General features: G+C 74.5%; 12 protein-coding genes. 5 read left to right on the top strand and 7 right to left on the bottom strand.

Annotated elements, in window-relative coordinates; genetic code table 11:
- Nucleotides 1-33: 33 nt before the first annotated feature.
- The 4 genes from ACTWPW_RS28870 to ACTWPW_RS28855 form a co-directional block, all read right to left on the bottom strand.
- On the bottom strand, nucleotides 34-1041 hold the full coding sequence (locus ACTWPW_RS28870; protein WP_443170487.1) for a hypothetical protein: 1008 nt from the start codon (nucleotides 1039-1041) through the stop codon (nucleotides 34-36).
- A gap of 5 nt (nucleotides 1042-1046) precedes the next feature.
- Nucleotides 1047-2039, bottom strand: a complete 993-nt coding sequence (locus tag ACTWPW_RS28865) for a hypothetical protein (protein WP_443170486.1) — start codon at nucleotides 2037-2039, stop codon at nucleotides 1047-1049.
- 129 nt (nucleotides 2040-2168) lie between these two features.
- Nucleotides 2169-2528: a DUF2203 domain-containing protein gene (locus ACTWPW_RS28860; protein ID WP_375109833.1), complete on the bottom strand. Its 360-nt coding sequence runs from the start codon at nucleotides 2526-2528 to the stop codon at nucleotides 2169-2171.
- Between the two features lie 9 nt (nucleotides 2529-2537).
- Nucleotides 2538-3218 (bottom strand): GntR family transcriptional regulator, encoded by a 681-nt coding sequence (locus ACTWPW_RS28855; protein ID WP_375109832.1) that lies wholly within the window; start codon nucleotides 3216-3218, stop codon nucleotides 2538-2540.
- A gap of 94 nt (nucleotides 3219-3312) precedes the next feature.
- Between ACTWPW_RS28855 and ACTWPW_RS28850 the strand changes: the two genes are divergently transcribed.
- Nucleotides 3313-4641: an MFS transporter gene (locus tag ACTWPW_RS28850; protein WP_443170485.1), complete on the top strand. Its 1329-nt coding sequence runs from the start codon at nucleotides 3313-3315 to the stop codon at nucleotides 4639-4641.
- A 78-nt stretch (nucleotides 4642-4719) separates the two neighbouring features.
- Here ACTWPW_RS28850 and ACTWPW_RS28845 read toward each other — a convergent pair whose 3' ends face one another.
- A complete protein-coding gene (locus ACTWPW_RS28845; protein WP_375109830.1) occupies nucleotides 4720-6018 on the bottom strand; it encodes an MFS transporter in 1299 nt (432 codons plus the stop codon).
- 255 nt (nucleotides 6019-6273) lie between these two features.
- Between ACTWPW_RS28845 and ACTWPW_RS28840 the strand changes: the two genes are divergently transcribed.
- Both ACTWPW_RS28840 and ACTWPW_RS28835 read left to right on the top strand, forming a co-directional pair.
- Nucleotides 6274-6981: a sirohydrochlorin chelatase gene (locus ACTWPW_RS28840; RefSeq protein ID WP_443170484.1), complete on the top strand. Its 708-nt coding sequence runs from the start codon at nucleotides 6274-6276 to the stop codon at nucleotides 6979-6981.
- A gap of 43 nt (nucleotides 6982-7024) precedes the next feature.
- Nucleotides 7025-7573 (top strand): GNAT family N-acetyltransferase, encoded by a 549-nt coding sequence (locus tag ACTWPW_RS28835; RefSeq protein WP_375109828.1) that lies wholly within the window; start codon nucleotides 7025-7027, stop codon nucleotides 7571-7573.
- Here the strand turns inward: ACTWPW_RS28835 and ACTWPW_RS28830 are convergent.
- Complete coding sequence (locus tag ACTWPW_RS28830) at nucleotides 7570-8088, bottom strand: adenylyl-sulfate kinase (RefSeq protein WP_443170483.1); 519 nt, start codon at nucleotides 8086-8088, stop codon at nucleotides 7570-7572. The genes ACTWPW_RS28835 and ACTWPW_RS28830 overlap by 4 nt on opposite strands.
- A 91-nt stretch (nucleotides 8089-8179) precedes the next feature.
- Here ACTWPW_RS28830 and ACTWPW_RS28825 point away from each other — a divergent pair, with 91 nt between their 5' ends.
- Nucleotides 8180-8626: a hypothetical protein gene (locus ACTWPW_RS28825; RefSeq protein ID WP_375109826.1), complete on the top strand. Its 447-nt coding sequence runs from the start codon at nucleotides 8180-8182 to the stop codon at nucleotides 8624-8626.
- A 90-nt stretch (nucleotides 8627-8716) separates the two neighbouring features.
- A complete protein-coding gene (locus tag ACTWPW_RS28820) occupies nucleotides 8717-9028 on the top strand; it encodes a hypothetical protein (protein WP_443170482.1) in 312 nt (103 codons plus the stop codon).
- On the opposite strand, the gene ACTWPW_RS28815 is transcribed toward ACTWPW_RS28820, so the two are convergent.
- Nucleotides 8934-14984: a CHAT domain-containing protein gene (locus ACTWPW_RS28815; protein WP_443170481.1), complete on the bottom strand. Its 6051-nt coding sequence runs from the start codon at nucleotides 14982-14984 to the stop codon at nucleotides 8934-8936. The two genes, ACTWPW_RS28820 and ACTWPW_RS28815, sit on opposite strands and share 95 nt — an antisense overlap.
- Between the last annotated feature and the right edge of the window lie 98 nt (nucleotides 14985-15082).

Below are 15082 nucleotides of genomic sequence, written 5' to 3'. Positions count from 1 at the left end.
CCAGCAGCGTATGCCCGCCCGGCGCGGCGGTCCTCAGCCGCCGCAGGCGGCGAAGACGTACGAGTCGCGCAGCACGGTGTACCGGTCCCTGACCCGGACCTGCCCCGTCACCGTGTCGATCTGCACGATCGTCACCCTGGTGGCCCCCGACGAGTGGCCGGCCAGGTGGGCCGTCACCTGCGTCTCCCCGGTCCAGTCCAGCATGTGCAGGTCCCCGGCCGGCAGCCTGACCTTCTTGCGGCCGGTGATCTGGTCGCCGTCCATGTCGTACGTCACCAGCTCCGCCTTGGACCCGGTCACGAGGCTCGCCACGGTACGCCCGTCGGCCGCCAGCGCCTGCGGCACGTTGGCCTCGATGACCTGCGGCGGCGTGGCCCGGCGCAGCTCCTCCCCGGTGAGGCCGTGGACGACCAGGTCGGTGACGGACTCGTCGGCCGGGACGCTGGTGAACACCTCGTCGCCGTCGCCGCTGAAGCCCAGCACCGACACCTCGTCCGGGATGGTGCCGAGCAGGTCACCGGTCGCGGTGTCGAAGACGCGGGTGTCGGCGGGCCGCTCGCCGCCGATGACCGCCGCCAGCCGGGCGCCGTCGTCGGAGAGCAGCAGGGTCACCTCGTACTGGGCCGCCTTCGGCAGCGCGTCCCGCGCGAACTGCCTGACCCCGCCACCCAGCGTCCGCACGGCCAGGCGGCCCTTCTTGGTGAAGTACGCCACCCGCCGCCCGTTCCCGCTGACCGCGATGGCCGCCGGGACGTAGCCGTTGGAGGAGCCGTCGGCCTCGCGCGCGACCCCCTGGGCGTCGGGCAGGGTCGTCCGCTCGCCGCTGTGCATGACGAGCCGCCAGTCGCCGCACGCCCTGGTGCCGCCGCCCTTGACCGGGCAGCTCTTGATGGAGGCGTAGCGGATCGTGTCGCCGGAGTGGAAGCCAGAGTGGGAGCCGGTGTGGGAGCCGGAGTGGGAGCCGTGCGGCTCCGCGTGGGCGGTGGCCGGCCACGAGAGCGCCAGTGCCGTGGCCATGACCACGAGGATCTTCGCGCGCATGCCGTTCACTCCCCCGCCAGAACGAATGTGCTGCCCTTGGAGCCGATCGTGTACTTGTCGGCCTGCGTGGCCGTGCCGGTCGCGGGGTCGACGGTGAGCACCCGTACCACCGCCGCCTTCCCCTCCTCGCCGGTCCTGACCGTGGCCGTGAGCCGCCCCCCGGCGTCCCACCAGGCCAGGTACGGCGTCGCGTCCGGCTTGAGCGGCAGCTCCGCGCCCGCCGAGAGCCGCCCGGTCGCCAGGTCGTACGTGCGCACCCGGGGCGGCTTCTGCTCGCTCGTCGTGAACAGCGCCACGGTGGTGCCGTCGGCGGCCAGCGCGTGGGTGGCGGCGTTCATGACGAGCGTGGGCGGTGTCCGCCTGATGACGCCGCCGCCGAGCCGGTGGGCGTACATGGCGGTGGTGTTGTCGCTCACCGTGCGCGTGGTCAGCACCTCGTCGCCGTCGGCGCTGAAGCCGAGCGCCCCGTGTTTGGGGGACAGCGCCGTGATCGCCCCCGTGGCGACGGTGATGACCTTGGTGGGCAGGCGGTCGGGCGCGTCGAAGTAGTCGATCAGCACGCGGTCGCCCGACGGGGACAGCGAGAGGTCGATCTCGTCGCTGCCGACGCCCTTGGGCCTGGCCGCCCGCGGCAGCTCCGTGACCGGCCCGCCGGCGGTGCGCCGGACGACCAGGCGGTGGTCACCGGCCCGCTCGTAGGCCATCACGCGGCCGTCCGCGCTGATCGCGAACACCCCAGTGAAGGCGCCGGCCCGTCCCTTCCCGTCGATCCCGCGCCCGGCCGCGCCGCGGACGACGGCATCGCGGCCGTCGCGCAGCCGCAGCCGCCAGTGGCCGCAGGGCAGGGACTCCTGGTGCTTCCTGTCGTAGCACGCCTTGATCCAGGCGGCGCGGGCCGCCGGTGGGGCGTTCTGGGCGTGTGCGGCGGCGGGGGCGAGTCCCAGCGCGCCGGCGACCGCGGGCGCGAGGAGCGCGGCGGCCGCTGAGGAGTGGCTCATGGTCGTGTCCTTTCACTCACCCCCTTAGACACGCACCCCTCGTGGCCGGTTGGTCACAGATCGGCCACGAGCGCGGCGAGCCGGTCCATGGACTCCCTGCCGCCCGCCACGTCGAGGGCGTACCGGGAACTACAGGGGCCGGCGACCGGCGAAGCCCAGCTCCGTACGGTGATACCAGGCGAGCTCCCGCTCCCCCTCGATCCAGCACAGCCGGACCGACACCCCGTCGAGCACCGAGGGGAAGTCGACGAGCACCGGCGCGATGCCCTTGACCTCGATCCCCAGCTCGCTCCACCCGCTCAGGATCTCCTCGATGCGGGCCTGCAGCCCCTTGAGCTCGGGCAGGCCGCCGAGCTCGGACCGGCCCCCGGAGCGCCGCTCGAAGTCGATCTCGGCAAGGTCGGCGCGGGCCGCGATCACCTCGGCCGCCTGTTCCATGACGGCGGGGAGCAGCGCGCGGGCCTCGTCCAGGGTGAAGGTCCGGTCCATGCGCAAACGTTAGCGGTTCGGCCCGTAGGCGTGGACGAGCAGCCGCTCGGCGTGGTCGAGATAGTCGTCCAGATAGGCGGCGGCCTTCTCGGGCGGCCCCGACTCGATCAGCCCGAGCAGGATGCGGTTGCGGTCGACGAACGGCTCGTGGAGGGCCCGCGGGTTCTCCATCACGTGGAAGACGAGCCGCAGCTCGGCCAGGAGCTGGCGCATGGTCTCGTCGATCCTGGGGCTCTCGTTCATGGAGACCAGGGCCTGGTGGAAGCGGATGTTGGCGGTGCCGACGCCCTGCCAGTCGTCCTGGGCGGCGGCCCGCTCGGCGTCGAGCACCGTCTCCTTGATCAGGGCCAGCGCCTGCTCGGGCGGGGTGCGCCGCACGGCCGCCCCTTCGAGCACGCGGCGCACGCGGTAGAGGTCGATCACGTCCGCGGCGGACGGGAGGCGGACGAACACGCCCCGGTTGAGCCGGTGGTCGAGCAGCCGCTCGTGGCTCAGGAGCCGGAACGCCTCGCGCAGGGTGTTGCGCGACACGCCGAGCGCCTCCGAGATGGACTCCTCCGACAACCGCTGACCGGGCTGGAAGAAGCCCTCGCTGATGCGGTCGCGCAGGATGTCGGCCACCCGCTCGGCCGTGCTGCTGCGTCCCAGTCGGGGCCGGTCCTGGGAGAGATCAGCAACCGCGTCATCCACATTTAACAGGGAATCATGGAGCAAACCTCTTGTCGAATTGTTCAACGATCCTTACGTTGATAATTATCCCCCCTCGACTACAAGGAGCGATCGGATGTCAGGCTCCGCGCAACAGACCCGGCGGGTGATCCTCGCCAGCCTGATCGGCACGTCGCTGGAGTGGTACGACTTCTTCCTCTACACCACCGCGGCGACCCTGGTCTTCCCCAAGCTGTTCTTCCCCTCCCTCGACCCGGTCAGCGCGACGCTGGCCTCGCTGACCACCAATGCCGTGGCGTTCGTGGCCAGGCCGCTCGGCGGCATCGTGTTCGGCCACTTCGGCGACCGCGTGGGCCGCAAGACCGTGCTGGTGGTGACGCTCCTGGTGATGGGCGTCGCGACGTTCCTCATCGGCGTGCTGCCCGGCTACGCCAGCGTGGGCGTGCTGGCCCCGGCCCTGCTGGCGCTGCTGCGGTTCGTGCAGGGCCTGGGGCTCGGCGGCGAGTGGGGCGGCGCGGTGATCATGTCGCTGGAGCACGGCGACGGCCGGCGCCGCGGCTTCAACGCGAGCTGGCCGCAGGTCGGCGTGCCCGCCGGCTACGTGCTGGCCACCGGCCTGCTGACCATCCTGTCCTTCACGCTGACCGACGCCGCCTTCCTGTCATGGGGCTGGCGGGTGCCGTTCCTGCTGTCGGGCGCGCTGGTGTTCGTGGGCCTGTGGGTCCGGCTGAGGATCACCGAGTCGCCGCTGTTCGCCGAGGTCGAGCAGAAGGGCGCCAAGGCGAGGATGCCGCTGGTCGAGGTGCTGCGCACGCACCCGCGCGCGCTGCTGTCGGCCTTCACCGCGCGGATCGGGGTGGACGTGGCGTTCTACACCTTCACCGCCTACATCATCGTCTACATCACCGGCGTGCTGGACCTGCCCCGCTCGTACGCGCTGAACGCCGTGCTCATCGGCTCGGCGCTGCAACTCGTGCTGATCCCGCTGGCCGGCGCCATGTCCGACCGGTACGGCCGCCGCCCGGTCTACTTCGCGGGCGTGGTCGGCGCGGCGGTGTGGGTGTTCGTGTTCTTCCCGCTGCTCGACACCAAGTCGTTCCCGCTGATCGCGCTGGCCGCCGTCGTGGCGCTGGTCACCCACGCCGCGATGTACGGCCCGCAGGCGGCCTTCATCGCCGAGTTGTTCAGCACGCGGCTGCGCTACAGCGGCGCCTCCATGGGCTACCAGGTCGCCGGGATCGTCGGCGGGGCGCTCGCCCCGATCATCGCGATCCAGCTCTTCGAGTCGTACCGGTCGACGGTCGCGGTCTCCGTCTACGTGGTCATCGCCCTGGCCGTCACCGCCGTGGGCCTGGCCATCGCCCCCGAGACCCGCGACCTCGACCTGGCCGACACCACGCCCGGACCCACCCGGAGGGCCCCGCAGGTGGGACCCTTCGACTGATCTCCGCAGGGAACGCCGCGGAAGTCGCGGGCGGCGGCTGCCAACGCCGCCCGCGCGGGGGCTCACCTGCGCCTACACCTACACCGGCACCTTCGGCGGCGCCACCGGCCTGGCGGGCCGCCACCGGCCCCGGAAGGCCACCATCGAGACCAGGAACACGATCTGGCCGCCGAGCGCCACGCCCAGCCAGAGCTGCCAGCCCCCCGACTCCACCACCATCGGGGAGACGACCAGCAGGACCACGATCATGACCCGGACGACCATGCCCCAGATGCCCAGCGCGGAGCCCTGCAGCCGGGATTCGACGTCCTCGGCGTCCTCGGAGAAGTTGGCCATCCACGGGACGTACGCGATGCCCATGAACAGGAAGAGCAGCGCGTACACGGCGGTGACGTGCCCGGTGGCCACGCCCGGCCCGATCAGCGCGATGAAGTACGCCAGCGCCGCCGCGGTGAGCACGGTGCCCGCGGCGGTGAACGGCTTGCGCAGCCGCAGCCGGTCCGACAGCCGCCCGACGACCACCACGGCCAGGGCGTTGAGCACGATGCCCAGCGCCACCACGCGGTTGGCCGCGGCCGGGTCCATGCCGAAGGCCGAGGCCAGGATGGTCTGCCCGAAGATCGCGAACGTCCAGTAGAGCACCTGCCAGCCGGTGTTGCCGAGGACGTGGGCCCACAGGTGCGGGTGCCTGAACAGCTCGCGTACGCGGCCGTGGCGGACGTCCTCCTCCACCACCAGCTCCTGCTCGGCCTCCATCACCTGCGCCCGCAGCGCCGCCGACGGCTCGGCGATCTTCCAGATGATGACCGCGCACATCACCAGCGACACGACGCCCATGATGATCGCCTGCGACTGCCACGCGTTGCCGAACAGCGGCAGCGTGAACCCCGCGATGAACGAGGCCAGGAACGACGCCCCGACCGGCCCCCACGTCCAGAACGCGAACGCCTGCGCCCGCCCCAGCCGCGGCGAGAAGTCCCGCACCAGCGACGCGGTGATCGTGATGCCCGCGCCCTCGATGAACAGCATCAGGCAGCGCACCCAGAACAGCCCCGCCACGCTGTCCACGGTGGCCAGCAGGAAGTTGCAGGCGGCCGTGATCGTCAGGGTCGGCACGAGGATCGTGACCCGCCCCCACCGGTCGGACAGGATGCCGCCGAACCCCGCCGAGAGCCCGCCCACCAGCACCGACAACGCAGCGAGCTGCCCGTAGACGGTGAGGGACATGTCGAGGTCCGACATGAGGAGCGGCAGGATCGTGGCGAGCGTGGTCTCGAAGTTGGCCACCAGGCTGGCGAGCACGGCCACCGCCAGCAGCAGGATCCGCCGGCGGCCGACCGGGTAGACGCTCAGTTCGCGGACATAGAACGGCTTCATTCCCATCCTCCGGGGACGGTCCTGTGGCTGTCGCTCTAGAACGCGTTTCTAGTTGCTCCAGGGTTTCCGTTTTGTGTAGATAAGTCAACGTTCTCAGGGATCACGATGTAATCTCGGTCACACGCCGGGCGTTGTGACGCAATCGCCATCGATTCACAGAACAACCGCCCCCGAATAGGCATAAACTGCGCGCCTGTGAGCCTGCCTGTACGAGAACGTTCCCCCCGGCCGGGTGGCGGCCGACACCGCCGTCCCGTGCCCACGTCCTTGCCGCCGGACGCCCCCATGCTCGTGCTCGCCACCCCCGGCGGCACCGATGGCGTGGCCGAGGAGATCGCGGCCGTGGTACGCGTGGACAACCCGCAGATCGAGGTGCGGCTGACCAGCATCACCGACCTGGCGGACTCCCTGCCCGCCGGCCGGGACGCCGTCGTCGTCCCGCTGCTCACCTGGGAAGATCCCGCCATCATGGCGGAGATCGGCAAGGCCGTCGCCGCCAGCGGCTCGGGGGCCGTCGTGACCGAGGCGCTCGGGCCGCACCCGCTGCTGGCCGAGGCCCTGCACATCCGGCTGGCCGAGCGCGGCCTGGCCCGGGCCGACCGCGTACGCCTGCTGAACGTCTCCAGCCCCGTGGACGCCGTCATCCTCGCCACGGTGGGCGGCGAGCGGGCGGTGCACGCCGTGCAGGCCACCGCGGTGCTCCTGGCGTCCAGGCTCACGCTGCCGGTCGTGGCCGCCTCGCTGGACAGCGAGCCCGGCGTCGGCATGGCCGCCCAGCGGCTGCGGGGCGCGGGCGCGGAGCGCCTGGCCATCGCGCCCTGCATGATCGGCCACGAGGCCCCGCAGGGCATCGTGGGCCAGGCCGCGGTGTCGATCAACGCCGGCCACGCCGAGCCGCTCGGCGCCCACAGCGCTGTCGCCGAACTTGTCGCGCGCGCTTACGGGAGTCAACTCGCGACTTGACAAGGGCTTGTAGAGATCGCGGGACTCGCGTTACCTTCGGCGCATGCGCCGAGTGGTCTGCAAGGGTGAGCGGCTCGGCCTCCGTGAGGTGACGGAGGCCGACGTGCCCGCCCTGCACGCCGTCTACGGCGACCCCGCCACCACCCAGCACCTGCCGTTCGCCCCGCGCAGCCCGCAGGAGGTGGCCGTGCTCGTCGACCGCGCCTTGGAGGCCGCCGCCGCCGAGCCGCGCCACCTCTACGTGCTGGCCGTGGTCGACGCCGACCGCCATGACGTCATCGGGGTGGCCCGCCTGCAGATCGAGACCGACCATCCGCACAGCGCGGAGATCGGGTTCGGGCTACGCCATGATCAGTGGGGCCGGGGCATCGGCACGGACCTCGTACGCCTGCTGCTGGCGTTCGGGTTCAAGCAGCTCGGGCTGCACCGCATCTGGGGCGCCCGCTCCCCCGCCAACCTGCCCGCCCAGCTCGCGATGCTGACCGCCGGGATGGTCGAGGAGGGCCGCATCCGGCACCACGTGCACACGCCGCACGGGTGGCGTGACTCGATCGTGCACTCGGCGCTCGAGGACGAGTGGACGCAGCGTTAGCCCGCCTGCCAGGCTTCGACGACTCTGGCGGCCACCTGCGCGGGGAGGCCCTCGGTGCCGTCCACGGCGAAGTCCGCCACCCGCGCCTCGTCCAGGATGGACGCCAATTCCCCCGCCCTTTTGAGGTGCCGGTCAAGCCCCTGGGGGTCGAGCGAGTGGCGGACCCGCAGCCGCCGGTGCACTTCTCGAAGTTCGACGTGGACGCGGCAGACCGCGAGAGGGACGCCGAGCACCTCCTCATGAGCCCGCCGCTCCGCCCGGCTCTCGACGACCCCGGCCGGCACCAGCCGCTCGGCGCCCGCCGCCGTGAAGTTGGCGGCCACGGCGCGCAGGTCGCGCATGGTGAGGCCGCCGTTGAACGGGTCGTCCGGGGGCGCGGGCCAGGCCCGGCGGAGCCAGTCGAGGTCGATGACCGCGTGGGGCACGGCCGCGGCGGCCAGCAGGTCTCCCGCCGCTTCGGCCACGGAGGTCTTGCCGGCGCCGACGGTGCCGGTGATCAGGAGAGCCGCCGCCATGCCGGTGACCTTACCGGTCGGCACGCGTGGCGGGCGCGGGGATTGTCGGTGCGGCATCCTACGATGAGGCACCTCACGGAGGGATAGTCACATGCTCGACTCGCTGATCGTGCCCTTGTTCGTCACCACGGACCTGCCGCCTTCGGCGGAGCTGGCCGAGTTCGGGGAGTTGCTCGCCGAGACGGCCCGCGTGCTGGGTCGCGAGGGCGCAGGCTACGAGGCGTTCCTGGCGGGCAAGGTGTTCTGGCTCGACCAGCCCGACCCGCGCCCGGCGGGCGAGGGCGAGCTGCGCTTCGCCGGGATGCTGGGCTACCTCGCCGCCTCCGGGACCGGCCACACCTCGCGCGAGGTGGTCGGCGACGTGCGGCAGGCGATCGGGAAGGCCGTCGCCGAGCACTACGGCGACGTGGGCGTGGCCCCGGCCGTGTTCGCCATCCGCGACCAGGACGTGCGCGAGCGCACCCCCGAGTCCGCCCTCTACGTCGACACGCGCGACGCCGCGGCCGAGCTGGTGAGCGCGACCAAGTCCTACCTCTGACCGGGCATGCCGCTCCTTCCTCTAGCCAGTTCGGCCCCGCACGTGCGATCGTGAACGGCGATCTCTCCCGGCGAAGTTGGAGGCCCTCGTATGGCGGTGCTCGGCGCGATCTGCTTCGGGCTGGTGATCGGCTGGATCTCCTACGGGACGATGCGCCGCAGGCAGACCAGCGCGGGGCTGGCCGACCTGGCGGCGGTGCTGGCCACGGTCGGAGGGGGCCTGGTGGCGGCGACGCTGGAGCTGCCCGAGGTGTTCGGGGGCTACGCGGTGGGGCTGGCCGTGGGCTTCTTCGGCTATCTGGTGCTGGTCACGCTGCTGCCCGGCTCGAAGTGGACGGGCGAGCCGTCCGGCAGGCCCACGAGCACGTACGACGCCCAGAGTTCGGGCTCGGCGGAGCCGTAGAGCTCGCGCAGCCCGAGCACGGCGGCGCGAGCAGGGCCTTGCCGCCTCCGTCGCCGGCGCGGAGCCTGGCGTGGAGGTCGCGCATGAGGGCGCGGGTGATCTCGGGAGAGACGGGCCAGAGGGCGAGCACGGCTGATCTGGCGCCCGCGCGCAGCAGGGCGTGCCCCAGGGCGGCCACCCCGCTCCCGTCCCGCGGGCCGTTCTCCGGCGTGCCGGGCTCGTGCGCGGTCACCAGCACGAGGCCGGCGTCCACGCTCATGCCCATGAGCCGGCGAGCGGTGAGCAGGCCGTCGGAGAGGCGGATCCCCGAGCCGAGCGGGTCGGCGTCGTCGAACACGCCGGGGCAGGCCAGATGGACCACGTCCCACGAGCCGGGCAGCAGGGCCGACGTGGCGTCCTCCCCCGTGCGCGGCGGGGTGCCGAGCAGGGTGGCGACGTCGCCGGCCTCGGCCGCCACGACGGGTCGCGCGGCGGCGTCCGGGGTGTGGCCGAGCACCAGGGAGCCGCGTCCCCGGGCCGCGGGCCTGCGCGTCAGGCGGGCCAGGACGGCGGCGGAGGGGGCGTAGGCCACGGGGCAGCGTTCGAGCAGCGGGCGTCCGCCCGGGGAGAGGGCGTGGAGCGGGACGCGGTGGAGCTCGGCGTGCGGGAACAGGTGGAGCAGGCTGACGTCGTCGCCGAGGGCTTGGAGGGCCGGCGAGAGCAGGCGGTCGGCCAGGCGGCGCCAGAGGTCGGCGCGGCGGCGGCGGGCCTCGATGTCCAGCAGGTCCGGCCGGCGGCCGTCGGCGGTGCCGAGGAAGTCGGTCAGGAGGGCGCGGTCCACGGTGGTGAGGAAGGCGCGCGGCTCGGGCCAGCCGGTACGGTGCGCGAGCACGACCACGCTCCCCTCGCCACCACCGGAAGTGCCGTCCTCCGCCTCGCCACCGCCGGGAGTGCCGCCGCCGCCGAGTTCCCCCTCACCGGCGCAGACGTGGAACCCCAGCAGCGCGACCGCCCCTCCGCCGGTCTCGGGGACGCCGACGAGGGCGTCGAGCTGTGCCCTGGTGGGCGGGGTGGCCAGGCGCGTGGCGACGTGGTCGGGGGCCGGGGGTTCCATGCGCCGCCACAGCTCCTCCAGCTCGGCCCGGGCGGTGCGGGCGCGCTGGAGGAGCCGGGCGGCCCGCTCCGGGTCGCGGGTGTTGCGGGCGGCCGACCTGAGGGTCCGTACGGCGTCGAGGCCGCGCTGCTCGGCCTCCAGGAGGTCGGCGGGCACGCCGTGCGGCGCGGGATCGGGCCGGTGGCCGAGCTGGGCGGTCAAGGCGTCGAGCTTGGCGTGTTCGGCGTGCGTCCAGGCGGTCATCCCCAGGCCCAGGCGTACGGCGAGCCTGACCGCCCGGTCGCGGGCGGACTCCTGGCCCAGGGCGCAGGCGCGCTCGGCGTCGGCGAGCGCGCCGGGCAGGTCGCCCAGTTCCTCCGCGACGATCGACCGGTGGTGGCAGGCGGTGGCGAGCTCCAGGTCGTGCCCGAGGCCGGCGAGCAGGTCGATGGCCGCCGTCAGCCGCCGCCGGGCGCGGGCGTAGGAGGCGGTGGCGAGGTCGAGGGCGCCGAGGCGGCTCAGCGCCACGGCCTCCCCCGCCCGGAAGCCGAGCTCCCGCGCCAGGGCGAGCGCCTCCTCCAGCCGGGCCTGGGCGGGCGTCGCCAGGGCCGATCGCTCCAGGCCGGCGAGCGCGATCAGGGCCGGCACCGTGCCGCGGCCCCGGCCGTGCGAGCGTTCCAGGTCGAGGGCCCGCTCCACGAACCGCCTGGCCTCGGCGGGCTCGCCGCGCAGCTCGTGGACCAGCCCCAGGTCGGCGTAGGCGGCGGCGAGGTCCTCGCGGCGGCCCAGCTCCTCGCCGATCGCGATGGCCTCCCGGTAGCGGGATCCGGCCGCGTCCAGCTCCCCCAGCTTGAGGTGGAGGGCGGCGCGACCGGCCAGCAAAGGGGCTCGCAGCGCCCGCCAGACGGGGGCCTCGACCAGGGCGAGCCCCTCCTCGTACGCCTGGGCGGCCTCTGGCCAGCGGGCCACGTCGGTGAGGGCGGCGGCGAGCAGGCCGAGGGACTGGACGAGCTGGGCGGGGAGCGCGGAGTCCGAGTCGCGGGCCAGCTCGACGGCCCTGGTCAGATGCCTGACCGCCGTCTCCGCCCGGCCGAGTCCGACGGCGGCGGCGCCCAGGTTGCGCAGGTGCTCGATCACGCGCCTGTCGCGTAACTCGTGCCCGCGGGCGGCGTACTCGTAGGCTGCGGCCAGGTCGCCCAGACGGCGGCAGTACGTCGAGAGCCTGGCCAGCAGGTAGGACCGGTCGTCCGGCTCCCCGGGCACCGGCCGGTCGAGGGCCTGTTCGGCGAGGGCGCGGGCCGTCTCCAGGTCGCCCGCCGCCTGCGCCTCCTCCATGCGCAGCCGGCGCTCCAGCCGCTCCACCTCGTCCCTCCGCCGTCCGCCGGCCCGCAGGGACGCCAGGGCCTGGGTGAGGGTGGCGCGGCCTCGGGTGGGGTCGCCGAGCGTGAGCTGGATGGCGGCCACCCGAGCCAGGACCGTACCGTCCGGGTCCCCGGCCATGGCCGCCACCACCTCGAACGGCGCTCCGGCCGTCCCGAGGTCCGGCGCCTTCTCCAGACCCGCGAGGCCCTCCTCCAGCGCGGCCCGGGCCCGGCGGAACTCCCCGCGTGCCTCCAGGGTGAAGCCGAGCTTGATCGAGGCGAGGGCGGCCAGCCGGTCCTGGCCCGCGTCGCGGAAGCCCGCGAGGGCCGCCTCCAGCGCCTCCGCCCGCGCCCCCAAATCCCTGGTACGGCCCGCGAGCGCCGCCAGCCGGTCGCGTACGACGGCTTCCTTGAGCGCGTCCCCGGCGGCCAGGCCGAGCGCCGAGTACAGCCGTTCCTCCGCCTCCTGGAGCTCCCCCAGCTCCACGTCCACCGCGGCGCGCCCGAGCGTGGCGATCAGCAGCGCCTCCAGGTCGCCCTGCCCGGCGGCCAGCTCCAGGGCCCGGTCCAGGTCGGTCAGGGCGTCGTCGACGCGGCCCAGGGCGGTCAGGCAGGCGGCGCGCATGGTCAGCGCCATCGCCTCCTTCGCCCGCGCCCGCAGCCCGGCGAACGTCTCCCCCGCCGCCCCCAGCTCCTCCAGCGCCCACTCCGGATCCCCCTCCGCGTACGCGAGGGCGCCCAGGTTGTACCCCACGGACGCGGCGCCGTCGCGGTGGCCGAGGGCCTCGTACTCGCGCCTGGCCAGCTCGAAGGCGATCCGGGCCCCGCCGGTGTCGCCGTGGCCGCGGCGGCGCTGCGCGATGCGGTACCACTCGTCGGCCGGCTCGCGCCGGCGCCCGCGGCGCCGCACGATCTCCACCAGCCGGGTCTCGCAGGCGGCGGCCTGGCCCGGGTGGCCGCGCCGGGCGAGGAGGACGGCGTGCGCGTCGAGCGCACGGCAGGCGTCCTCCCAGGCGCCGGCGGCCTCCAGCTCGATGGCGCAGGCGGCGATGCGTTCCCCGGCCGCGGTGAGGTCGTCCTGGTCGACGGCCGCCGTGGCGGCGTGGACGAGCGCCAGGGAGGCAGCCCGGGCCTGTCCGAGCTCCAGGTGCGGGTCCCGGGCCCGGGCCGCGCAGGTGACGGCGGCGGCGGGGTCGCCGGCCGCGAGGTACGCCTCGGCCGTGTGTGCCTGGTGGGCGGCCTCGTCCGCGGCCAGCCCGGCCGCCTCGCACAGGGCGATGGCGCGCAGGTGGTGCTCGACGGCTCGGGCGGGGTCGCCGGTTCGCAGGTGTACCAGGCCCATGGCGGCGAGCTGGGCCGCCTCCGAGCGTGGGTCGCCCAGGTCGTGGTGGACGGCCGCCGAGCGCGCGTACGCGGCCAGCGCCTGCTCCGGCCGCCCCTGGTCCTCGTGGTCGCCGCCCAGGCGGGCCAGCGCGTACGCCGCCCGCGACCGCGACCCGGCCGCCTCGAACGCCCGTACCGCCCGTTCCAGCACGTCGCCCGCGATCCGCCCGCGGCCCGCCTCGGCCAGCCGCCCGGCCGCCCCGAGCAGGAACTCACCCCGCTCGCCCGGCGCCTCGGCCCCTTGCTGCTCCGCCACACGCAGCAGCTTGAGCGCCACGTCCTCGTCCGGTGTCTGCAGCGCCAGCTCGGTCGCGACCAGCGCGAGCTGCTCATCCACCCCCGGCCCGCCACCCGGGCCGGGGGTGCGACCCGGGTCCAGGACGGTGTCGAGGGTCGCGCTCAGCTCCGCGAGGAGGCCGGGGTCGCCGTCCCCGGCCAGGGTCAGCGCCTCGGTCAGGTCGCGGGGGTCGCCCTGCGCCGCGTGGCGGGCCAGCAGGGCCCGGCACAGCGCCCGCTGGGCGGGCACCTGGTCGTGGGAGGCCTTCAGCGCCAGCTCCGCTCCCTGGCGCGCGGCGAGCACCGCCTCGCGCAGGTCCTCGGCCCGCCGCTCGCCCGCCACCCGCACGGCACGCCAGCACAGGACCTCGGAGACGAGCCCGTACGCCGACACCTGGAAGTCCGGCCGCTCACCGGCGGAAAGAGCCTCCCGCAGCACGGCGACGGCTTCGTCGGCGACGGCGACGCCCGCGTGACCGGCCGCGGCGGCGGTGAGAGGCGGAGGAGCGCCGGGGGCCTCACTCGCCACCACGGGGGTGGTGGGGAGGGCTTGGGCGAGGGCCCGGGCGAGAAGCAGGAGGGTGGCGGGTCTGGCCGGGTCGTGGTCGGCGAGGACGGTCAGGGCGGCGCGGGCGAGCGCGACGGGCTCCGCCGGGTCGTCGCCCGTCACGACGGCGCGTCGCAGCAGCGCGTTCGCCAGGTCGGCCAGGAGCCCGGCCCGGTCGGGATGACCGGAGGGGGCGAGCCGGACGGCGTCGCGCATGACGTCCACGGCCGCGTCGAGGTCGGCCGGGTCGCCGGTGACGCCGTAGCGGCGCCGGCGGCGCTCGCCCAGCAGCCGGAGCCGTACGACGGGATCGGTCCCGAGCCCCGGGGCCGTCTCGTCGGGTGTGACGTGCAGGGCCTCCAGCATCTCCACGCCGGCTTCGAGCGAGCGCTCGTTCCCCGTGACGACGTACCACTCGATCAGCCCCGCCGCGTACGGCGCCAGCACCCCCGGATGCGCCCACTGCTCGTGCCAGAAGTCCAGCGCGCACTGCCCCACCCTGATGAACGCCAGCAGGTCGGCGTCCGCACAGGAGGCGGCCGCCCGCGCCCCGGTGAGGTCGACCAGCGCCTGCAGCGCCCGCGACCGGTCCCGGCCGGCCGGCGTCTCGACCGCCGCCAGGTACGCCCTGACCAGCTCCTCGTCGTCGGCCGCCGCCAGCCCCAGCGCCGCGGCCAGCTCCCCGGCGGGGGCGGCCTCCCCGTCCCCGCCCAGCGCCGCCCGCAGCAGCACGTGCACCGCGTCGTCGATGACGTCCCGATCCCCGGTCAGCCCGTACAGGCGCACCAGACCCGAGCCCAACAGCCCCAGCGCGCCGGGCGCCCAGGAGGGGTCGGGCGAGCGCATCGACTCCTGCAGCAGGAACTGCCCGAGCCGGTCCGCCGCCTCCGGCGTCGGGTGCGCCATGGCGCGGCGGACCAGCGCCTGGATCAGCAGCCCCACATGCCGGTACGCGGCCGGGTCCACGTGCCGGAACACCTCTTCGATCAGCCCGGCCCAGGTCTCGGCCGACTCGCCCGGCGGCACCCTGGAGCCGCGCAGCTTCTCCGGCAGCCGGCCCGGGTCCGCCACGGCCACGGCGGCGAAGAAGGCGCCCGCCACCGCGGCGTCCCGCGTGGTCCGCTGGTCGAGCCGGTAGCGGGCCAGGTGCAGCATCCCGATCAGCCGCCAGGTGGTGGCGTCGGACCGGTCCCCGGCGCAGGCCCGCATCGCCTGCTCGGCCTCTGAGAGGGCCGCGGGGTCCCAGATCAGCTCGGGATCCGCGGCCCGCTCGAACCGCTCGATGCGGGCCGCCAGCGCCACGGCCGGATCCGTCATGGGCACACACTCTCACCGGGCGTGCCCCTCCGTACAGGACCACCGGCCCGAGTCCGCCCGCAGTGCCAGCTCGGGGCCAGCTCGGGATCAGCTCGGGG

The sequence above is a fragment of the Nonomuraea sp. KM90 genome, assembly GCF_052246675.1.
In the GTDB taxonomy this organism is placed as follows: Bacteria; Actinomycetota; Actinomycetes; order Streptosporangiales; family Streptosporangiaceae; genus Nonomuraea.
This window is presented reverse-complemented; position numbering and strand designations above follow the sequence as displayed.